The 23,287-nt window shown below is 43.9% G+C and carries 12 protein-coding genes; 4 read left to right on the plus strand and 8 right to left on the minus strand.

Annotation, left to right across the window (positions count from 1 at the left end; translation table 11 throughout):
- Positions 1-3: 3 nt before the first annotated feature.
- From AC3WS5_RS11265 to AC3WS5_RS11290, 6 genes are read right to left on the minus strand one after another with little or no spacing between them, the layout of a single operon-like run.
- Positions 4-3,045: a SusC/RagA family TonB-linked outer membrane protein gene (locus tag AC3WS5_RS11265; RefSeq protein WP_492467479.1), complete on the minus strand. Its 3,042-nt coding sequence runs from the start codon at positions 3,043-3,045 to the stop codon at positions 4-6.
- 55 nt (positions 3,046-3,100) lie between these two features.
- Positions 3,101-4,831, minus strand: a complete 1,731-nt coding sequence (locus tag AC3WS5_RS11270) for a RagB/SusD family nutrient uptake outer membrane protein (protein ID WP_492467480.1) — start codon at positions 4,829-4,831, stop codon at positions 3,101-3,103.
- Positions 4,832-4,858: 27 nt separating this feature from the next.
- Positions 4,859-7,984, minus strand: a complete 3,126-nt coding sequence (locus tag AC3WS5_RS11275) for a SusC/RagA family TonB-linked outer membrane protein (RefSeq protein ID WP_492467481.1) — start codon at positions 7,982-7,984, stop codon at positions 4,859-4,861.
- A 10-nt stretch (positions 7,985-7,994) separates the two neighbouring features.
- Positions 7,995-9,002: a DUF4961 domain-containing protein gene (locus AC3WS5_RS11280; protein WP_492467482.1), complete on the minus strand. Its 1,008-nt coding sequence runs from the start codon at positions 9,000-9,002 to the stop codon at positions 7,995-7,997.
- Between the two features lie 25 nt (positions 9,003-9,027).
- A complete protein-coding gene (locus tag AC3WS5_RS11285) occupies positions 9,028-9,471 on the minus strand; it encodes a DUF5004 domain-containing protein (RefSeq protein ID WP_492467483.1) in 444 nt (147 codons plus the stop codon).
- Between the two features lie 23 nt (positions 9,472-9,494).
- On the minus strand, positions 9,495-11,285 hold the full coding sequence (locus AC3WS5_RS11290; RefSeq protein ID WP_492467484.1) for a RagB/SusD family nutrient uptake outer membrane protein: 1,791 nt from the start codon (positions 11,283-11,285) through the stop codon (positions 9,495-9,497).
- Positions 11,286-11,758: 473 nt separating this feature from the next.
- Between AC3WS5_RS11290 and AC3WS5_RS11295 the strand changes: the two genes are divergently transcribed.
- The 3 genes from AC3WS5_RS11295 (at position 11,759) to AC3WS5_RS11305 (ending at position 16,465) form a co-directional block, all read left to right on the plus strand.
- Positions 11,759-12,868, plus strand: coding sequence for a beta-1,2-mannosidase (locus AC3WS5_RS11295; RefSeq protein ID WP_492467485.1), 1,110 nt, complete (start codon positions 11,759-11,761; stop codon positions 12,866-12,868).
- A gap of 59 nt (positions 12,869-12,927) precedes the next feature.
- Positions 12,928-15,219 (plus strand): GH92 family glycosyl hydrolase, encoded by a 2,292-nt coding sequence (locus tag AC3WS5_RS11300; protein ID WP_492467486.1) that lies wholly within the window; start codon positions 12,928-12,930, stop codon positions 15,217-15,219.
- Between the two features lie 313 nt (positions 15,220-15,532).
- The gene (locus AC3WS5_RS11305; protein WP_492467487.1) at positions 15,533-16,465 is read left to right on the plus strand and encodes a prolipoprotein diacylglyceryl transferase; all 933 of its coding nucleotides are present in this window, start codon (positions 15,533-15,535) and stop codon (positions 16,463-16,465) included.
- Here the strand turns inward: AC3WS5_RS11305 and AC3WS5_RS11310 are convergent.
- Together AC3WS5_RS11310 and AC3WS5_RS11315 are read right to left on the minus strand one after the other, a co-directional pair.
- The gene (locus AC3WS5_RS11310; RefSeq protein ID WP_492467488.1) at positions 16,460-18,772 is read right to left on the minus strand and encodes a GH92 family glycosyl hydrolase; all 2,313 of its coding nucleotides are present in this window, start codon (positions 18,770-18,772) and stop codon (positions 16,460-16,462) included. The genes AC3WS5_RS11305 and AC3WS5_RS11310 overlap by 6 nt on opposite strands.
- Before the next feature lie 13 nt (positions 18,773-18,785).
- Positions 18,786-20,171 carry an SGNH/GDSL hydrolase family protein gene (locus AC3WS5_RS11315; RefSeq protein WP_492467489.1) on the minus strand — a complete coding sequence of 462 codons (1,386 nt, stop codon included), beginning with the start codon at positions 20,169-20,171 and terminating at the stop codon, positions 18,786-18,788.
- A gap of 580 nt (positions 20,172-20,751) precedes the next feature.
- Here AC3WS5_RS11315 and AC3WS5_RS11320 point away from each other — a divergent pair.
- The gene (locus tag AC3WS5_RS11320) at positions 20,752-23,283 is read left to right on the plus strand and encodes a glycoside hydrolase family 38 C-terminal domain-containing protein (protein ID WP_492467490.1); all 2,532 of its coding nucleotides are present in this window, start codon (positions 20,752-20,754) and stop codon (positions 23,281-23,283) included.
- Positions 23,284-23,287 lie beyond the last annotated feature (4 nt).

Consider the following 23,287-nt stretch of genomic DNA (forward strand, 5'->3'; position numbering starts at 1 on the left):
GTTTCAAAAACCTATTTGTAAACCTACGTTCACTACTTTCTGATTCATGTATGCATCGCCGGCGGTATTACTGGTGACTTCCGGATCCTGCTGGTACAAATCGTAATTAGTAAATGTAAACAGGTTATAGGCGCTCACATATACACGGGCATTGCTGATTCCGAACGGCAGGGTTTTAATAGGAAGCTGATACCCCAAATCAACTGTCTTTAACCTGATGTAGTTTGCGTCAACCAACCAGAATGAAGAAGGAAAAGCAGACGGACTGTTCACTGACGCCGAGTTTGTCGTCAGCCTCGGGAACCTGGCGTTTGTACTGTTGTCCGGGGTCCATCGCAGCTCATGAATTGGTTGAAACTGACTTTGAAATGGTTCGATTCCCGTACCAGTAACAGCAAAGCTGTAGTTGAAGGATCCCTGAAATAGCACACTCAGGCTAAATCCTTTATAGTTGCCACCAAGTGTAAGTCCGACTGTAGTATTGGGCAGATTGGGCTTCCCGATCGGTCCCATATCATTTTCATCGATAACACCATCACCGTTCAGGTCCTTGTATTTCAGATCACCGGGTCTGACAGGCACCAATGGCTTGGCACTGTTAGCAATGTCCTGCTGATCTTTATAAAATCCAAGAAATGTGTAGCCAAATGGCTGACCAATTGGATGACCAGTACGCAATAACCATGGAAACGCCGGAGTAGCTTCATCCATAAAAACTATCCTGTTTTTTGCGAAGGAGAAGACTCCGGTAACATTATACTGGAAGTCATTGATATTATTCTTGTAGGATATCTGCCCGTCAATACCGGTATTTAATACCTTTCCCATATTAAACCTGGCCGTTCCTACCCCAAGAATCTGAGATATAGAACCCCTTGAAATTAATTGATCAAAACGAAGATCCCTAAAATAATCAACAGTTAGAGATATTTTATCATCAAACATATTCAGATCCAGCCCAACATCAAATTTTTCTGCTTTTTCCCAGGTTACATTATTATTCCCGAGGTCCCCTTCAAAAATAGTGGGATAGGAAACAACACTGGCTTCTCCAAACGGATACGATCCGCCGTTATAATACTGCTGATTGTACAGGTACCGGTTCCCATAAACGATATCGGAGCCAACCACACCATAAGAACCCCGAACTTTCAGCAGGTTGATTTTCTTGATATTGAAGAATTTCTCTCGGTTGATATTCCACCCCAACCCCAGTGCCGGAAATAAGCCGTACCGTCTGCCAGATTTGAATCGATCGGAACCGTTATACCCTATATTAAGATCAAGCAGGTATTTCTGCAGATAATCATATCCGATCTTGAAACTGTAGCCCTGAAACTTATTCGGTACTGAAGCAGCTCTTTGATCGGTATAGTTTTGCCGGTTAAACAGCAACAGCGATGTAAAATGATGTGCTGCAAAGGTCCGGTCGTAATTCAAGAATCCCTGCAGATTGATATTCTTGTTGTACGCGTCTGTTACACCCACCAGTGTGTACCCCGACAATTGGTACTGCCCGCGGGGATCCAGGGTATAAGAACCGTTCGCAGGATTATAATAATACGAAGGCGGCGAATATCCGTTGAACAGATCCCCCCTGAATAACTGTCTGGAAGCAAGTTCAGAACTTGCATAAGCTACGCGTCCCGTGAAGGAAAGTCCTTTTGTAATCATATCCAGTTTTTCTGCCAGACCAAAAAGGACGTTCAGATCATTCCTTTTATCCCGCTGATACCCACTGTTGGCTAATCGTGCATTAAGTGTTGCCAGATTCTGCGGGTTATACCTGTCGTATGCGTAGCTCCCGTTTGGATTCAGAAACGGGGCCGAATACGGCCTTATCCTGTTAAAATTGTAAATTTCTGAGACAATATTCTGGGCATGTGGCTGATTGATATCACCGAACCGGGTCGTCACATCCAATCTTACCGATAAACTTTTTGAAGCTTTTATGTCAAGATTACTTCTGAAATTATACCGCCTGTAATAGTAGTTGGTGTTCACCTCATTTCTAGGATCGGCAAAATTCTTAAGAGCTCCGTTTTGTGAAAATGCCCCACCCGAAACAAAATATTTAACAATATCATTCCCACCCGAAACATCAACATTCGCGTTTGTCTGAAGTGAATAAGGTTTGAAGATAGCCTCATACCAATTTACGTTTGGATGTCCGTACGGGTCATCTCCCGTTCTAAAATGCTCCAGGTCTTCCGCTGAGAACGGTTGATTCAAGCCGTCATTCGCGTATGCCTCATTTTCCAGCACGGCACTGTGATAGGAGTCCAGAAACTTTAGCTTCTTCACCGGGCTTTGCATCCCGCCTTCTCCCCGGAAATTAACTTTAGGACGGCCCAGGAGTCCTCTTCTTGTAGTAACAATCAGTACTCCGTTGGCTCCCTTAATACCATATACGGCTGTTGTAGAAGCGTCTTTCAGAATACTTATATTTTCAATTTCATTTACATTGATCTGAGAGAGCTGCTCATAACTGTATTCAATGTCATCCACAATGATCAATGGCCTGTTACCATCGGGATTCAAGGAACTCACACCCCTGATGAAAAAATCTGACGCATCTTTACCCGGCTGTCCCGATCTCTGTTGTGAGAAAAACCCGGGTAACCTACCCGCCAGGGTATTCTGGACATTTGCAGTTGGTATATTACGGATCTGTGTTGCCACGATACCGCTGGTCGAGCCCGTATTTGTAACCCGCTTTTTGGTGCCATACCCAACGATGATCACTTCATCCATTCCCTGGGTTTTTGCCTGCATCAGCACTTCAAGCTCAGACTTTTCTCCTGCTTTTAACTCCACGGGTAAATAACCCACCAGACTAAAAACTAAAGTGCTTCCAGGATTCGCATTTACGGTAAACCGTCCGTCACTGCTCGTTGCCGTGCCGGCGTTTGATTCCTTGACAACGACTGAAACCCCGTTTAACGGGCCAGTAATATCCTTTACCACGCCTGTTATCCTTTTTTGCTGGGCTAATACACCACTAACAAAAAAAATGGAGAAAATCAATAAATATATGCGACACATAAATAAGCGATTATTCGATTTATTACTTTTTTGTATCATCACTTTAATTAAAATATTACCAACCGGGATTTTGAACCATATTTGAGTTCTTGACAACCTCGTCATAGGGAATCGGATACAGATATTGTCTTGGTTTGAACACTGGATTAAACACCTCATTTACAGTAAACGTCATTCTTCCTGAAGATCCCTTACTAATACTCATACCATGAAGCGGCGTATTAACTACACGCTCGGCAATTTTCCACCTCCTTATATCCCAGAATCTGTGTTCCTCGAAAGCCAGCTCTATCCTTCTTTCATTTTGAACAGCTTTTCTCATTTCCTCTTTCGACATACCTGTTTTCAAGCCGTACATAGCGTCAGATCCGGCGTTGATACCAGCTCTTTTTCTTAAATCCTTCAATACCTGATAAACCTGATCTGAAGGCCCTGAAAATTCATTCTGAGCTTCTGCAAAGTTTAATAGCACTTCAGCATACCTGAACAGTATGTAATCATGATACACATTGGAAAAATTATTAGTCGTTTCAAAGGAGCCCATAAACTTCCGCATATAATATCCTGTTCTCGTTTCAACATTCAAGGTACCCGGGTGGCTTCTCCCTCCTTCAAACGTCTCCAAACTCGTGTTGAGCCATGCATGTCCATTAAAAAATATGGTCATACCTAGTCTGGGGTCCCTGTTGGAATATGGATCGCTGACGTTGTATCCCGAACCGTTTGTGGTTATATCCGATCCGTTTTTCATTGGAAATGCGTCCACCAGTTCCTGGGTGGGACTGGTTCGGCCATTGGCTGTGCCGGGAGAATATCCTACTGGTCCATTGTTGACTTCAATACCGGTACCCTGTCCGTCTTCCCTAACAAAGATTACTTCCCTGTTTGTTTTACTGCCCATCCCATCAACGGTAATAAAAATGTCTGAAAACAAAGCGGGGACCAGGTTATACTCATTTCTGTCAATCAGTTCTTTGGCTGCATCTGCCGCCAATTTCCACCTGTTTGCGTCATTGTCGGTGTAACCGGTAAGCTGATTACCCGGCGCAATATTTCCCCCGTTGAACAACGGGCTTGCTGCATAAAGCAGCACTCTGGATTTCAGCGCCAGGCAAGCGCCTTTCGTAACAGCCTGATAGTCGCCGGTAGCCTTTGTCTGAGCTATCGTCCGCAGGCTGTCTTTGATCTGATCGCACTCATTTACAATATAGTCTATACAATCTTTAAAGGAATTTCGCGGGAGTTGTATGTCATCACCAAGAAGCCCAACCCTATCTCCAACCAGCGGAACCCCGCCGTACCGCTTAACAAGCTCGAAGTACAACAAAGCCCGGATAAACCTGACTTCCGCTTTATAGGCATGTTTTTTCGGGAAGCCTGACGCGACCATTTTTTTCAGCGGTACCATATCAATGTTAGTGATAAATATATTAGCCTTCCGGATCCCGGAATAACAAGTCGCCCAAAAATTCTCACCGAAGGGGAAGTTCGACGAAGTAAAGCCCCCGGTTGCCAATTTATATACATCAGTGCTGCCGGTTGCTGACGATATTGCGTCATCTGTCGCTGCATCCAGTATATCCGAACTCACCCGGTTATATCCCCTTGGCACCGTATTGTAAATTCCGCTCATGAATCGTTCGGCGTTAACACCAAGTGAGTCATCCTTATCAAAAATGTACTCGATCGTATTCAGCTCCAACGGGATCTTTTCAATATTCTTGGTACATGCGGTCAGCATGATAACACACCCAATCGTTATTCTATATAGAAGACTCTTAATCATATTGAAGATATTTAGCTATTCTACACACTAAAATTTTATATTAATACCGATATTGTAGACTCTTTGGTTGGGATAGACACCACCACTACTAACTTCGGGATCAACCTTGTCGTAGGCGGCCCAGGTAAATAAATTCTGCGAATTCGCAAAGGCTGTTATTCCAGCTACCCGGAAGCGACTGGTCCATTGATACGGAAAGGTGTATTGCAGGTTGATATTCTTTATTCTCCAGTAATCGCCCCGGTGAAGCCAGAACGAACTACTGCTCAAAGTGTACCAATCTCCAAAACTGCCGTTAGCCTTTAAACGTGGATACGTCGCTATATCTGCATGCTCGGGCGTCCATCTTGACATCAGTTGGTCATAAACCTGACCATACAATTGGCCATATGCCCTTATGATCTCTGTATTCCAGTTGTCGATATATAAATTCCTGTTCCCAACACCCTGGAACAAAATGCTGAAACCAATTCCTTTGTAGTTAAACCCGGTTGTAATTCCGCAATAGAGCATTGGCTTTGTCTTTCCGATTGGGACCATGTCAAACTGATCGATGATTCCGTCATTGTTGAGATCCTTGAATTTAATATCCCCCGGTTTGATATCAAACCCCGGAATTAAAGCTCCCGATTGTATTTCCGCCATTGATCCAAAAAACCCATCGGCTATATATCCAAATCGCTGCCCAACAGGCAGACCCGTGCGCACATTCCACGGATATTCTCTTTTTTGTTCATCCATAAACAGCACCTTGGTTTTCTCAAGGGACCCGTTTGCTGTAATGAAATAATTAAACGCTCCCACATTATTCCGGTAAGTCAAATTCAGTTCGGCTCCCGTGTACAGGTTTTTGCCGATATTCTCCACAGGATAAGGTTTTCCTAATATCGCAATACTTTTGCCGCGAATCTGCAGCAAATCGGAATATATATCCCTGTAGTAGTCTCCATTAATTCCAAAATGGTCTTTGAACAACGAAATATCAAAACCGGCATTCATTTTATTTCCCTGCTCCCAGGTGATCCCCGTATTGGCCAACCCACTTTCTACTATGGCCATTTGTGCTCTCACGTGTTCAATGCCAGAGATGCCGGTTTCGTCGTTGCTTTGATTGAAAGTCTGACGCCATATGAAATAACCCGAGTTGTCTACCCCATTTCCCGTATGTGCATAGGTTGCCCTTAATTTCAGCAGATTGATCCAACTGTAATTGTCCTTAATAAAACTTTCCTTTGCAATATTCCAACCGGCGCCTGCGGCATAAAAGAGCCCGTATTGCTTGCCAGGCGGATACCTGTCATAACCGCTGTAATTAACAGCAGCTTCCAGCATATACTTTTCAAGATAATTGTACTGTAGTTTGGCTACGTAGTTCGTAGCAGTTCCGGGAAGATCAAAGTTCAGCGTCGACCGGCGCATATCTGCCATCAGATTGCCGGTAAATGTGCTGCCTCTTACTGATTTCGCATACCCAATTTCTCCTTGTGCATACCAATATCTGGCGTTGGATATAGCATAAAAATTATTTGCTTGTGAATTGGCGCTGCCGTATCGCGCGTAGGTTGTATCACTGTTTCCCGGTTGCATTAAAAATACCGGAACCTGCATAGATCTGTCGGTGAGTGTCGCGGATTGTACGGACAAATTTCCCTTGACTCTTGCCCATAGCCCTTTGACCCAACTGTCAAAATTATACTTCATGTCCACGTTTGCCATGATATCCCGGTCGTTATTCATTTTGTAGCCCGATTTATCCAGGGAAGCCTTCAGGTTCGTATTGAATGAATTATTACCACCATATGAACTATCAGGGTTATAGACCGGGTAGGCATTGTTGGGTGTTCGCAAAAGATTGTCCAATATGGTACCGACACCCGCTCCTGGCTGGTTCCCATCCTGAATACGTCCAAATAACTGGACACCGACGTTGAAATGTTTTGTAACGTCTATATCCACTTTGGAATTAATAAGATACCGCTGGAGCTGAAGGGAGGCATCGCTGTTGCCTGTCTTCAGGAGTCCTTCCTGATTCATATAACCAAGTGAAATCGCGTATCTGGCTACATTCCCTCCCCCACCAACGTTAAGGTTGTAACGGTTCATAGGAGCATTCTTTTTGAGAACTAAATCATACCAGTTTACATCGGGATAGGCATACGGATTTGAACCGTTCTTAAACCCTTCCAGATCCTTTACACTATACAAGGGCTTTCTGCCGTCATTTTGTAGTGCTTCATTTACCAGGTATGCATAGTCAAACGCGCTTACCGGTGTGGGAAGTTTGAGCGGCTCCTGCCACCCCGCTTCCGCAGTAAATGACAATCTTGGTGGTCCGATCTTGGGCTTATTAGTTGTAACCAGCAACACACCTCTTGAACTACGCTGACCCAGGTCAATTGACGACAATCCGTCCTTTAAGACAGAAACAGATTCTATGCTTTCCGGATCAAGCGAAAAGATATCGCGTTGAATACCGTCGACGATTACCACCGGGTTCTGGCCTCTCAATTTGATTGAAATTTCATTATTATCGCTGAAAGGCGTCAAACCTGTTCTTGCGAGCGTACCTGCCAGATCAGCTACTGAGTTGGCATCACCCGTACCCGCGAAACTTCTATATCCCCGGATCTGCTCTGTGTATAACCCCGGTAATCTCCCGGTGAGTGAGTACAGATACAACGGAGCGGGTGTTGTAGAAATCTGGGAAGAATTTACTGTCGATATCGATCCCAAAAACAAATCAGCCTTATGCTGGCGGTATATCACGTCAATGGTATCACTTTTTCTCAGATAACTCTCATGGAGGCGGATCAGCACATTATCTTCTTTCCCTTTGGGTTTAAAGGTTTCAATGTCATAATTCTTTAAAGTGAACAGCAAAACGCCGTTAAGTGGTGTAGTGATAGAAAATGCGCCATCATTGTCTGTGTTCACCTGGCTGTTGTTATGGGTGTTATGTACGCTCACATTTTGAAGGGGATGTCCGTAATCATCCACCACCCTGCCACTTATGTTGACGCCATTTTGTGCAGCGATACTTCCGCCTAATAGTATGAGCATAAATATACTCCATATTCGTCCCCGGTAAAATCTTAACTGCAACATATATAACCTGAGTTTATTGTAAGCTTGTAACATTTTATGGTTCAGCATTTCGTTTTTGTTATTGACAGGTAAATGTAAACTTGAATGGGTCTGATGGAGATTGACTTCCCCCATATCCCACTTTTGTTGAGCCCGATTCGTCCATCAAAAAATATTCTATTCTAACCAGCGATTGGTTTTGATTCAGGTTAAAAAATGCCCTGGGCCAAAAATCAAATCTAAACCGGTTAATACCGGGCGTCGGTTTAAAAGCTGTCTTATCGCTTATCTCACATCGCTCTATTATATTCCCATCTGAAGTATAACCTTTGGCGCAGAAGTAAACCTTTTTTGCAGTGCTTAGAGGCGTTGTAATCAAATCGCCGTCGTAATAGACCGTCTGAATATCATTGTCAGTGGCCTTTGCGAGTTCGACCATGGCGATTTGCGGGTTTACAAAATCTATTAAGTCCCCGGTACCCTTCTCAACACTCAGCCGGGCGTATTTACCATCGTGGTATTTATCACCGCCAGGAGGCTCCAATCCGTTGTAAGAATTTCCGACGAAGTATCCAAGATTGACCAACATGTTTTGTGGTCCCGCCTTTGTTACAAGTTTTACCTGGAAAGTGACACTGTTATTGACATCATAGGTTTTCGTAGAGCGGAAGACAACCCACTCCAAGTCATTAACAAGATTCCCCATCAGCGCGTATCGTTTATCCTGCATCAAGGCATCCGGCCAGGATAATTGCGTTTTTGGTTCCTTTTCAGATGCGGGCATCAGGCTCATTTTCTCATTGTTGGCGCTCAGAGCCGTGCAGGTATAATACACGGAAGTGTTCTGAGAGGCGTTCCAGGATTTAGGAACCAGGAAACCCACTACCAGCGTTCTGTTTGAATTTGTTCCTGCCGCATCAATTTTACAGTTAAGCATGGCAGTCAATTCCTGACCTGCATCCACCTTTGAAGGTTGATCAATGCTTACGATATCAGTACTGCACGCAAAAATCAGCGCAATTGCGACAAGAGAAACAAAGAATTTCCAAAAATTCCTATTCCTATAAAAGGAGATCCTTCTCTTCATAATTCAGATTGTAGAAATTAAATGATCATTGGACGGCCACCAGGGCATATTGGTATGTATTTTTTGAACAACCAGGCGATCCCGTCAATATTATCCTTCTCACCCCATTTACTACCGGGTAATTAAATTCGTTAGTAAACACGCCTGATGCCCCACGCTGTGTAAAAGAAATATGCAACGGGTGAGTTGGGTCGTCCAACTGCCAGCTACCGTTCTTCAGCACGACAAATGGAATCAGGTTCGATAATTCATAGCTGCCGTCACCATTGAACTTGATGGTGAACGCACTGAAATCATAGTTGTTGGTGATATCCACACCATTTCGTGTTACGGAAGCTATTTTCCAGGTACCGGCAATATCTTTTACGGCTTCGGGGTAGATTTTAGAACTTTCTTTATTACAGGAAAAGTTCATAAGCAGGACCATCAAAAGCAGCACAACGAGCTTTGCTAATTTGAAATTTCTCATAACAGACTATTTAGATCGATATTCTAATTATTTACCGTGCTCCAATAGGGGTTTTGAAGCAGTTGCTTCGACTTCGCAACTTCGGATTCTGGAATAGGAAATAAATACATCGCATTCCTGAAGTTTCGTTTCCTCACTTCAAATTGCTGAAACGATGGGGGCACGCCATTATCCCTGATTACCTTCATGCCATGCATCATCACGTTTTCCGTATTTCCTGCCACCATCCATCTTCTGATGTCCCAAAACCAGTGTTCTTCAAACGCCAGTTCGACTTTGCGTTCGTTGCGAATAATTACGCGCATCTGATCTTTAGTCATTCCTGCATTCAGTCCATACAAATTATCTGCACCTGCGATTATCCCGGCTCTCTTTCTTATCTCAATCAATGCGCTGTAAACATCCTGTGTCGGACCGGAATACTCGTTTTCTGCCTCAGCGAAATCCAGCAGTATTTCGGCAAATCGGATCAGTGGCCAGCAGCGCTCCGAACCGTGAATACAATTGCCGGCAATATCAGGTTTAAGCATCTTATTCACATAATACCCTGTTGTCGTTCGTTTAAATACGGCGTCAGCCCCTGCATTCACGTACAGTGATAAAGGCACTCCCATAATGGGCTGAATGTAATCGGTATACAAAACGATCAACGAAGAATCATGCATAATTGTACAATCCAGCCTGGGGTCTCTGCCGTCATAGGGCCGGCTGGCATTATATCCGGAAGAATTATCACTGATAAGTTTCCCGTTTTTCATTGGAAATGCATCCACAAGCTCCTGATAGGGATAAGCGCCATAGCCATTCCCGCCCCGGCTTGGAGGCATCCAGCTGGTTTCAAGATCCCTGGTGCCGGTCATCATTCGGGCAAAAATGTACTCATTATTCACCCGGTGAATAAACATATCCTGCAACGGATGATCTGTAACTCCTGCGTTCTGGCTGGTTGCAGTATGTATTGAGTAAACGCCCAGACCAATCACCGCTTTTGCAGCGTCTGATGCAAGTTTCCATCGGTTCAAATCTGCATTCTTATATCCGACTATCGAACGAAGAGGATCAGCGAGACTTGAATTGAAAGCGTTGTTACCGTTAAAAAGCGGACTGGCCGCATAAAGCAGCACTCTTGCTTTCAAAGCCAGGCAGGCACCTGCCCCAGCCCTGCCGTACTCGAGCCCCTGCTGCCGAGGCGGTAATATGGAGGCCGATGCATCACACTCGGATACGATATATTTCACGCAATCTTCAAAACTGTTTCTGCTTGCTGGTATGATATCCTTATCACTGTAAATTGTATCTCCAATCAGAGGAATACCTCCGTAATGCTTCAACAGTGTAAAGTAAAACCATGCCCGTAAAAACCGGGCTTCAGCAACGGTCCGCCTGATCAGGTAAGGTGCAAAAGGCAAAGAAACAGAATGCTTCAGGTACTGGTTCACGGCACGTATCTGGGAATAACAAGTGCTCCAGGCATCACCCGATACCGTGGCTGGTGTTATGGATCCGGTGGCAAATCCGGCAGATGTAGAAGCGACTCCAACCCGTGGAACATCAGCTTCTGACGATGCAGCATCCAGTCCCCCATTATTAAACCTGGTGGGGCTGAAACTAAAGCCAACATTCGCGTAAATATTACTCAAGAAATTCATGGCGTAGGCGCTGTCGTTGAAAACCGTCTGCTCATTGAGGTTGGTGGTTGTCGTCTCCTCCAGAAATTTGCTCTTGGAACAAGCGAAAAGGACGGTGACCAGGAAGGCAATAAAAACAGGAATCCTTAGCTTTATGACCAACATTTCGTCGATTTTTTTCTTCATTTTAATAAATCTTTTAGAAATTTATCCGCTATTAAAGTAACCTTGCCGGAGCAAAACCTCCATGTATTTAAAGTTTTTGTTAAAAAAAAAATTTGATCCATTGAGATTATCTAAATTTTCAGAGGAAAACGGGGGCTTATCTTTGCTGGATTATTAACATCAGACTAACATCCATTAGTTTACATAATTCAGTAGGTAATTTTATTTAGGTTATCTGAGAAAAATCATCTCCCGGAAATAGCTGAAACTGGCTTCTGGCGGGACGTATTAACGGCGGATTTAAAACCGGAAATTTGAAGAGCTTTTCAATTTTAAGCCATGCTGGTCAACTGCACTTCCGCAACTAAGTAGGACGAGATTCGTCGATAGTTTGTAAAAACGGACCTGCGAACACGAGTAACTGGCCCCGCTTTTCAGTTTTCTCAGCACGGCATGATATGAACATTAAGCAGCTTATACATAAAAAGAAAATCATGATAAGAACATTAGTAGCAATCTCTCTAATAATTCTGTCAATTCCTGCCCTCTGCCAGCAAGAACTACCAGCCTGGTGTATCGGGCCGTTCGTTCGCCCGGAAAAGGGTAACCCTGTCCTGTCGCCGGTCCCGGGGAAGTTTTCTGACCCCATGCAAGGAAACGACGTTGCCTGGGAAGAGAGTGATGTATTCAATCCTGCTGCTACTGTCAAAAACGGGCGGATCTGCATTCTTTATCGCGCAGAGGACAACAGCGCCATGGGTATTGGCTCCAGAACATCCCGGATAGGACTTGCCGAAAGCTTTGATGGAATTAATGTTATCAGGCACAGAAGTCCTGTTCTTTTTCCTGCAAACGACGATCAGAAAATACACGAATGGCCCGGAGGATGTGAGGACCCCAGGGTTGCAGTTACCAGGGAAGGTATGTATGTCATGCTCTACACACAATGGAACCGAAAAGTCCCCAGGCTTGCGGTCGCACTTTCCAAAGACCTTATTCATTGGAAAAAATATGGGCCTGTTTTCAAAAAAGCTTACAATGGAAAGTATTATGATATGCCAACAAAATCAGCCTCCATCCTGACCAAAGTTTCGGGCGGCAAACTTGAGATAACAAAAATTGGAGGTAAATATTGGATGTACTGGGGCGAGAGGCACGTCTATGCTGCCACTTCAGATGATCTCATAGAATGGACCCCATTGCAGAACGCTGAAGGCGAACTGAAAATTTTATTTTCACCACGCAGGGGGTACTTTGACAGTGATTTGACCGAATGCGGACCTCCCGCGGTACTGACAAAAAATGGGATCGTTCTTATCTATAACGGCAAAAACGCTTCCGGGGCCAAGGGTGATAAAAACTATACCGCAAATTCATATTGTGCCGGACAGGCATTATTCGACAAAATCAACCCCGAAAAAGTACTGCAAAGGCTCGACTTTCCATTTTTTAAACCAGAGGCTGCCTTTGAGAAAAGCGGGCAATATCCCGCAGGGACCGTATTCACGGAAGGTTTGGTCCTTTTCAAATCCAAATGGTTTCTCTATTATGGTTGCGCAGATTCCAGGGTGGCAGTCGCAATCGCCGATGCTTCCCGATTCTAACCTGTCTAGATCGATTCTAAATGCTTATGCCGAATTCAAAACTTTATAATTTCCGTTACATGATTAAACCGCACAGTAATTTACTGTTTCTGATCCTGATATTCATGGTAACCCATTCTGCTTCGGCTGGGGAGCCCGACCTGGTGCAATATGCTAACACTTTACAAGGAACTCATTCCGATTTTGGTTTAAGTCGTGGAAATACCTACCCCATGACCGCGCTTCCATTTGGCATGCATGGCTGGAGCCCCCAAACCGGTAAAAATGGAGACGGCTGGAAATATAAATTCAGTGACAATACGATCCGGGGATTTCAACAGGTTCATCAATGCAGCCCCTGGGTTGGAGATTATGCCGTGTTCTCTCTTATGCCGGTAAGCGGGGACCTCATCGTAGACGAGAATAAGCGAGCTGCCAGGTTCGAGCATAAAAACGAAACAGGAACGCCGAACTATTACCGCGTGAAATTTAATAATGGAAATATTGCAGAAGTATCACCCACTGAAAGAGGGGGGCATCTCAGGTTCACGTTTTCTCAAAAACGCGATAACTACGTCATTCTGGACGGGTACACCAAAATGAGTATGGTGAAAATTATTCCATCGGAAAGAAAAATAATTGGTTATGTTCATAACGGGGCTTTTGTCCCCAAATCATTGAAAAGTTATTTCATCATTCAATTTGACCAGCCATTCGAAGACTACGGGACATGGGAAAACAAAAGTAACACCATAAATAAGGGAAATCTGACAACTGATGGACCGGGAGTAGGCGCTTATGTAAAATTTGGGAAAGGTGTCAGGGTCTCCGTAAAAACAGCATCATCTTATATCAGCCCCGAACAGGCGGAAATAAATTTTGAAAGAGAAGTTGGCAAAAACAAAACGTTTGAGCAAACAAAAGATCAGGCTGCAAAAGTTTGGAATAAATTGTTTGGAAGGGTGCTGGTAAGCGGAGGAACGCTGGATCAGAAGAAAACATTTTATTCCTGTCTTTTCAGAGCCAATTTGTTCTCCAGAAAATTTTTTGAATACAATAAAGATGGGCTACCTTATTACTACAGCCCCTATGATGAACAAGTGCACAATGGCTATATGTACACGGGTAATGGGTTTTGGGACACATTCCGGACGCAGTTTCCTCTAAACAACATTCTTCACCGGACCCAACAGGGACAATATATGCAGGCTTTACTGGATGCCCAACAACAATGCGGATGGTTACCTGCCTGGTCATTCCCCTCTGAAACTGGTGGTATGCTCGGCAACCACGCGATCTCGCTGCTCACCGATGCATGGATCAAAGGAATCCGCACATTCAACCCTGAAAAAGCTTTAATAGCTTATGCACATGAAGCTATGAATAAAGGCCCCTGGGGCGGAGCCAATGGGCGTGCGGGGTGGAAGGAATACTGGCAGCTAGGATATGTTAGTTTTCCTGAATCGCAGGGTTCTACCGCGCAGACGCTTGAATACGCTTATGATGATTTTTGTGGTTATCAACTGGCCAGGGTGACCGGAAACAAATTCTATGAGAATATTTTTGCCAGACAGATGTACAATTACAAGAATGTATATGATTCGGTTACAGGATTTATGCGTGGAAGAAAGAAAGACGGCTCCTGGGTGGAACCCTTTGATTCCTACGAGTGGGGCGGACCATATACAGAAGGCAATGCCTGGCACTACACATGGTCGGTCTTTCATGATATCCAAGGGTATATTAATCTTCTGGGAAGCGATGAAAGGTTCTTAGCAAAACTGGATTCTGTATTTACCACCAGTTCAAAAGTTGTATACGGATCTTACGGTCAGGAGATACATGAAATGAAAGAAATGGTTTTAGCAAACATGGGGCAGTATGCACAAGGAAACCAACCGATCCAACACATGATTTACCTGTACAATTATGCAGGTCAGCCCTGGAATGCACAATACCATGTAAGACAGGTATTGGATAAACTATACTATTGGAATGAAGATGGTTACCCGGGCGACGAAGACCAGGGAGGGATGTCGTCCTGGTACATATTAAGTGCCCTGGGGTTTCATGCTGTTTGCCCTGGCACCGATGAATATGTAATTGGGAGCCCTCTTTTTCCGAAGGCCGAAATCACTTTGGAAAACGGAAAGAAATTTGTCATTGAAGCAGAAGGCAACAGCCCGGAAAACTGCTATATTCAGTCTGCTTCACTGAACGGCACAACGATCACCCGAAACTTCATCAGATTCAACGAAATTGAAAACGGTGGAGTACTGAGTTTCAAAATGGGAAATACGCCAAACCAATCAAGGGGTACAAAAATCGAAGACAGACCTTTTTCAATGTCAAAACCCACCACCTCTAAATGACTCAAAAGAAAACTCCCGGGGTTCCAACAATACAAGACCCGTATCGCGGATTTTCGGACCCTGCACCTGTATAGCCGCCGGGGTAATACTTTGCGGGAACTGAGGTCCCGCATCGATTACTGGTGTTGAATTTAAAATGTTACGATACCCCGGTTGCAATTAGCCCACCAAGAAGAATTGGATTTCCGCTTTCCCGACAATGCTAAAACCTGATTTAATCTGACTTTTAGCACTGATTGCGTGAAGAAAGACCACAAAATAATCGGCATTTACATTATTTTCACAGTCATTAATAACAAAACCTAGGTCTGAGGTGTACCCAAACTTATACTATATTTTCAAAGACCTTTTTGGCATTGATCTCTTTTTTCTGCGATATATCGGAACATTCGGTTTCTTTGTAGTACTTGCTTTCCTGGCAGGTATTTACTTTCTGCGAAAAGACATTCGGCAAAAGGAAGCTTTGGGATATTATTCTTTAAAAAAGGAAACACTCGTAAACTCTCATAAGCCAGCCCGAAAAAAACCGGGGGATGACATGGCCAATATTATCTCCCTGGCAGTTCTTTTCGGATACGCCGGAGGTAAGTTATTCTACATCTTCGAACACTGGCAATCATTTGTCATTGACCCGTGGAATATTATTTTATCACTATCTGGTGTTAATTTCTATGGATCGGTCATTCTTTCCTCAGTAGTGATCTGGTTTTATTATTCCCGGAATAATATAAAACCAATCTATCTGGCAGACTCCTATGCGCCGGCATTGATGATCGCCTATTCCATCGGCCGGCTGGGTTGCCATTTGTCGGGCGATGGCGACTGGGGCATCACCAACACGGCTGCCAAACCTTTTTCCTGGCTTCCGGGATGGCTATGGTCGTACACTTACCCGCACAATGTGATGCGCGAAGGTGAAATCATGAAGCATTGTGACTGGGGTAATTACTGTTATCAGTTAACGGCACCGGTCTTTCCCACTCCGCTGTATGAAGCAATTATTTGTTTTGTTCTATTCCTGGTATTATGGTCGGTAAGGAACAAAATCACCAAACCCGGGGTCATAGGTGCACTGTTTCTTATTCTGGCAGGTGTCGAACGATTTCTAATTGAGACGATACGGATCAATCCAGTCATTGAATGGCTCAACATCACCCAGGCTCAGTTAATAAGTATAATGTTGATAATGACAGGGACGCTCGTAATCATTTTCAAATACACAGGCGCCAAAAGCCCTGCCTCATAGATTTTTACCCCACTCCTTGTTGGGCTTAACACCCATATATAATACCAGCTCTCCTCCTTTTTTAATTTCCGAATAATCAATAAAGCACCGGTTATACGGTTTACCATTCAGAGTAGCTTTCTGTATGTAAATATTCTTCCTGCTGTTATTGATCGCCTTGATTGTAAATGAACTACCCTGGCTGTATACCTTATCTAAATTAAGAACGACCGACTTAAACGATGGGCTTGTAATTTCATACCGGGTGTCTGCCGGACACACTGGATGCAATCCGGATGCTGCCAAAACGTACCACGCGCTCATCTGACCCACGTCTTCATTGCCCACAATCCCTTCAACTGAATTGTGATAAGCATTGTCAACAATCGTCCTGGTCCATTTCTGCGTAAGCCATGGGGCTCCTAACCTGTTAAACAGGAAAGGAACATGATGTACCGGCTCGTTGGCGTGATTATAATAGTCATTCCACCGGAAATCACGAGGCGTTTTTCGAAAGAGATTTTCCAAATCTCTGACTGCTTTAGCCCTCCCACCCATTAAATTCACCATACCGCCCACATCGTGAGGTACAAACCATCCCTGCTGATATGGATTGCACTCAATGGTTCCGTACCATTGCTTCAGCCGGCCTTCTGATGGCCAGTCTGCCCATTTGCCTTCTTCATTTTTTGGCCTGAACCATCCCTTCTGGGAATCAAATATGTTTTTATAGGCGAAAGATCTCTTCAAATAAATTTTTGAATCCTCTTCTTTTCCCAGGTAATGCGCTAAGCGATATATACACCAATCTGCGTACGCATACTCCAGCGTATTTGAAATACATAAACCGCCGGGGCTAAATCCTTTGCTGCCGTTGCCAAATTTCTCTACAGAATTCCTGGCATACTGGTACGCTTTTTCCACATCAAAATTCCGAATTCCTTTCGCATAGGCCTCTGCCAAAACTGAAACGCCCGGATTTCCGATCATACAGCCTGAATAGGCATTCAGAAGTTCCCATCGTTCGAGGTAATGTTTTCCGGATTCATCGGCAAGCGTAACGAGCGAATTTACCAGGTCATTAACGAGTGACGGATTTATAATGGTCTGCAATGGGATCTGACTTCTAAAAACATCCCAACCACTGAAAATGGTGCGTTTAGTGAAGTTGGGAGCCTTATGCACTTTTTGGTCACCACCTATATATTCTCCGTTTACATCCTGAAATATTCGCGGATCCAACATCGTGTGGTATAACGCCGTATAGAATATAACTTTTTGATCCGGGGTTCCTCCCTGAATGGATATCTTTGAGAGTGCCCGATCCCACAATTTTTCTGCTTTATTTTTCACCGCCTCAAAATTCCAGTCTTTAATTTCGGTTTCCAGGTTTTCTTTTGCATTTTCAACGCTAACGAAAGATATTCCCGATTTCACTAGCACCTGTTCGTTTGCAGAAGTAGGAAATTCCAGGTAAAACCCAATATGTTTTCCTTCAAACTCCTTAACTGATTCTATGATCTTAGCATTTTTGATGGCGTTGATATATTCAGGCTTTTCAATATCCTCTCTTTTCCTCAACCATCCATCAGGGATAGTTGCGCTCCATACACCATATCTCCCGAAAGGCTTGCTGAACGTCATATAAAAATAAACGGTGTAATTCGCTTTCCCGTCGCCATTACCCCAACCCCCACCTTCGGCTGTACACTTTGCCCATCCGCAAATTGTGTTATCATTTATTACTTTAACGTGCTGTAAAACTGAAGTGCCGCCTACTCTTCGTGCCAGATCTACCTGTATCCTGGATCTTTTATTTTCGGGAAAGACGAACCTCAACATACCGCTGTGGGGAGCAGCCGTTACCTCCGTCTTGATATTGTAATCTGTCAGCATCACAGCATAGTACCCGGCGCCGGCCTTTTCTGATCCCTTATCATAATGCGACCTGTACCCCTTTCCTGCGATGTTCTCCCTACCCGACCAGGTTTGCAGATCACCATTTGTGGGCATCACTAAAATATTTCCAAGATCTCCATACCATCCGACGCCGCTCATTTGCGTGAATGCAAACCCTTCGATGGTCTTGTGCTCATAACTGTAGCCAGAACCGTTATCGCCACCGGTAATAGTGTTGGGACTGACCTGCACAAGCCCGTAGGGCGTAGTTGCTCCGGGAAAAGTTTTTCCCAGACCGTGGTAAATTCCTGCGGCATCAGTGCTGGTGGTAGCGCCTATAAACGGATTTACATAACTGTGAAGTTGCGACCGGGCGACTTCAATATTCAGAATCGTCAGGAACAGGATCGGAAAATGCTTCAGTCGCATCTATCGTAGGTTTTCATTTTAATGCCTTCAATTCAATTCTTCGTGCTACAGGGCGGTTGATCGAATAGATCTTATCAATCAGGACCTGCATTTCCTTTTCCCAGGCATCCCTGACGGCAGAAAAACGCGCTTTAAGATAGACGTCCTTATTTCCTCCGATCGCCCAGTCAGTCTGCGCATATTTCATCACGGTGTCCAATGCCTGCCTGTTATCTGCGTTATACAATCCTTTTTTTGCCAACAGATTAAACTCAACATATGCTTTCTGACGGAATCTTCTTTCGATTTCCCACCTTTCTTCATTCAGTTCCCTGATGGCAACGGCTTGCTGGTATTGAGGAGTTTTTGTTTGCTCTGCGAGGTTTATACCAGCCGCAAGATCCTTTGCACTCCAGATCCCAATCTCGTTACCGTCGATCGAAAGCTTATAATTCCCTGGCTTGAGATCAGTAACAGTCAGCATCTCCCGATTAAAGTTCTCAGTGAACGGATATACTTTCAGCGCATCAGATTGCTTACTTTTTTCCATCCACCCTCTCGGGATTGTATCAACAGGATAAGGCAGCGCATTTGCGAAATAGGTGAAAGCGATGCCGTTTGGATTCTTCACGACCTTGCTTATAACACAATTTTCGGTCTTTCCAACCTTCAAATTAACTGCATTTACTTCCACGATAGATACTGGTCTCCCGGAAAACCCCTGTGCTTCCAAAAACAATGACGCCATAATCAGATGACCGGCGTTGCCAGGATGAATGCGATCTGTCCCGCAGACAGTGAATGTGCTATCCGTTTGCTGGCCATCCAGGTTGATCTTTGTCATGGGCCGACTTAAATCCACAAACCCCCAGTGATTTTTTCTGGCAGTGGCTTCCTGGAAATCAGCCACCACCAACATTGCCTTGCTTTTTCCAGGAAATATATTCTTGTTATTGAACTTTGAAGTTTCATCATATGGGGAGGATGACATCATAATTTTCCGGATACCCGGGTGCCGTTTTAGCTTCTCCTCAATTTTTCCAAATGCGAGCTTAGACTCAGCAATCCTTTGTTTTGAAATTGAGTCACCATCTTTTTTCAAAAACTCAAAATAGCCAGTATCATTCATTCCAAAGGTCAAGACTACGACGCTGGGGTTCCGGTTGAAAACATCATTGCCCAGCCTACGGTATATATTTTCGGCTACATCGCCCCCAATACCGGCATTGTAAATCGTCAACTTCTGATCAGGCATCCTGGTCATATAGTACAGCCAAATGTAAGAATGATAATGTCCTCCATCCGTTATACTGTTACCCACAAAAGCTACTCGATCTCCTTTTTTAAAAGGTGCAACCGGTTGTGAAATACTCCCATAACTGAGCACTCCAAAAAAAATAACCGCAAAGATCCTTTTCATGTATCAAAATTTTTATTGTACGATTGGAAGTCACGTTCAGGGGCTTTTACAGCTATCCCGATTACTATTTTAATTCAGATTTCCCCTGGATCAATGAATTTCTGTAAAATCTGATTTAGGGTACCAACAATTTTACTCATACTTTTCATATTGCCAAAATCATTTCAGACCTTTCGAAGAAAGATCCGGAGTTTAGGAAGTACTCAGTGTTCCAGCCGCGGAAATGGAGGTAAATTGATGTTTGGGTGACATTCCATACAGACAAGATTTATACATGCTTTGGGTGTGCGCTTAGTTTCGGTGAATAGCAGAATTTATGCGTTTAGTTACAGTAGTTTTGTTATTTCGCTCAAACAACCAAAAGTCATGATTAAAAAGGGACAGCAGTGAAGCTATAAATTTAGCTACGAAATACCCGGATATTGTCAGACAATTACATAATAAATATAATATATGGGTTCAGACGGTCTTTCAACAGTGAATTTTGGGGAGCTCTGAAAGCTCCTTGCTATAATCCCCTCGGCAAAATGATAGGTACGGGGAAACGATCGATCGGGAACGAAATAAAAAAGGAAGGTACATGAACGGAATGGGAAAGATTGCAATAAGCAGGCTATTTATCGTCATTTTATTATTAGTGAGATTGAGTTCCGTTGGCCAGTCAACCTACTTCATCGACGGGTATCACGGAGGAGTCTATGGTCACTATCCCAGGAAATTCACTTCGTTTATTTTAAATACACTGGAACAATATCCTGACTGGAAGATCAACCTCGAGATTGAACCTGAAACATGGGATAGCGCTATGGTAAGGGAACCTGACGCCTACCTCAAATTCAAAGATAAATTCCAAAATCAGCGCCCAAAAAATAGTATTATTGAGTTTGTGAGTCCTGCTTACGGGCAAAGCTACCTTTTCAATATTTCGGGTGAAAGTATCATCCGCCAGCTCGAATATGGAATGTGGAAAATAAGGCAGCACTTCCCAGGAGCAGAATTCGCGACCTACTCATCCGAAGAGCCTTGTTTTACCAGTGCATTACCAGGCATTCTCAGATCATTTGGTTTTAAATATGCTTCTCTCAAGAATCCAAATACCTGCTGGGGAGGATACACAAGGGCGTTTGGCGGTGAAACCTTGAATTGGGTGGGGCCTGACGGAACTAAGATCCTAACGGTGCCCAGGTATGCATCGGAAAGACTTGACAGCGCCTCAACCTGGCAAACGGATGCGTGGACCAATTCAGAAAGCTATTTTTCAGATGCGAGAAAAATTGGCGTGAAAAACCCGATAGGCATGTGTCTCCAGGATGCTGGTTGGAGAAATGGGCCATGGTTATCAAAAAAACAGGGATCAACACAATATACGACCTGGCAGAATTATTTTGAAAATGTTGCAGAAAAACCGACAACAGACTGGAAACTCTCACAGGAAGATATTCAGGTCAGCCTGGTATGGGGATCCCAGAAATTGCAGCAAATTGCGCAAATGGTCAGAGCGACTGAAAACAAGCTGCTGGAAGCTGAAAAACTATGTACAATGGCTCAACTCGCAGGGAGTTTTAGATGGCCTGACACTACAATCCGGGAAGCCTGGCGCAACCTCCTGCTTGCTCAGCACCACGATTGTTGGATTGTTCCTCTTAGCTGGCATAGCCGCGTAAGCGGATGGATAGCGAACTGTGATCGACTTACAGCGGAAATTTTGTCAGCGGCCAAAGATCAATTACTAGACAAATCTGACAAACAAACCATTTCAGTAATTAACCTTTCAGGTATTTACAGAAAGGAACCGGCAAGTGTCTGGTTGCCTGCAAAAAACTACAGGAAGGGAATAAAGGTAATGAACGCAGAAAACAAGCAAGTACCTTCTCAAATAAACTATAACGCGGGCCGGGACTCTCTGGAATTACTATTTATAGCAGAAATCCCACCAACTTCCGGAAGGACGTTTTCTTTACAGGAAGGTACCGGACCTATTAAAAATACTGCACTTCAACCTAATGCATTAAAAAATGGGCGATATCTGCTTGAAACGGATCTGTACAAACTTCAAATCAATTCCAGAACAGGAATCATCGAAAGCCTGAAAACAAAGAAAGACAAACGAGAATTCGTATTAGTAAACGATGGTCGTAGATTCAATGAGGTCAAGGGCTTTTTTTACCAGCAGAACAAATTCCTTTCATCATGTGACGGAGAAAACGCTATAACACTGGTTGAGGACGGCCCCCTCCGAAAAAAAGTGAAAATTGAAGGTAAACTGGGGATTCATCGATTTACCCAGTATATCACATTAACTAATGGTGAGAAAAGAATCGACCTCAGCACAACGATAAATTGGTTAAGAAATGAGGGGATCGGGGACGGTCACGCACAAAATGAAGGTTATCAGGAAAAGGACAGGTACAAGGCCTTCTATGTAGACACTTCCAAATTGATCATTTCTTTCCCATCGAACCTGAACCACCCGAAACTTTTCAAAGATGCTCCTTTTGACGTAACAGAAAGCAGGCTGCAAAACACATTTTTCAAAAGCTGGGATAGCATTAAGAATAATATAATATATAGGTGGGTAGACTTATACGATCCCAATAAAAATCAGGGCATTGCTTTGTTCACTGATCACACAACCAGCTACTCCTACGGCAAGGGCTTTCCCTTATCGTTAACCCTGGCATACAGCGGAAAAGGATTATGGAATGGAAACTATGAATTACAAGATTCCAGTACTATCGACTATGCGCTGATGCCTCATGTGGGGAATTGGAAAGAAGCGGCTATTCATCATGAATCAACCCGGATCTCCGAGCCCTTAATTATATCGAGCGGCTCATTAGTAAATCAAAAATCTAACCTCCTCTTTGATCTTTCAGGAACCGGCTACGAGTTAACTTCACTACGCATTGATGGGGGCGCTCTCATAGCAAGGTTTTACAATGCAGGGGGCAAGGGTCATGCAGCTTACATCAAAACAGGAATTCCGTTCCGATCTGCCCAGTGGATTAACCTGAACGGAGAATCTGCAGCAAAAGTTGAATTATTGAACAACAAAATACTTCTGCAGTCACCCGGTTTCGGATTCCGGACGCTTCAACTGAAGATAAAATAAAAAA

It is taken from the genome of Niabella sp. CPT15-335-S11, assembly GCF_058792415.1.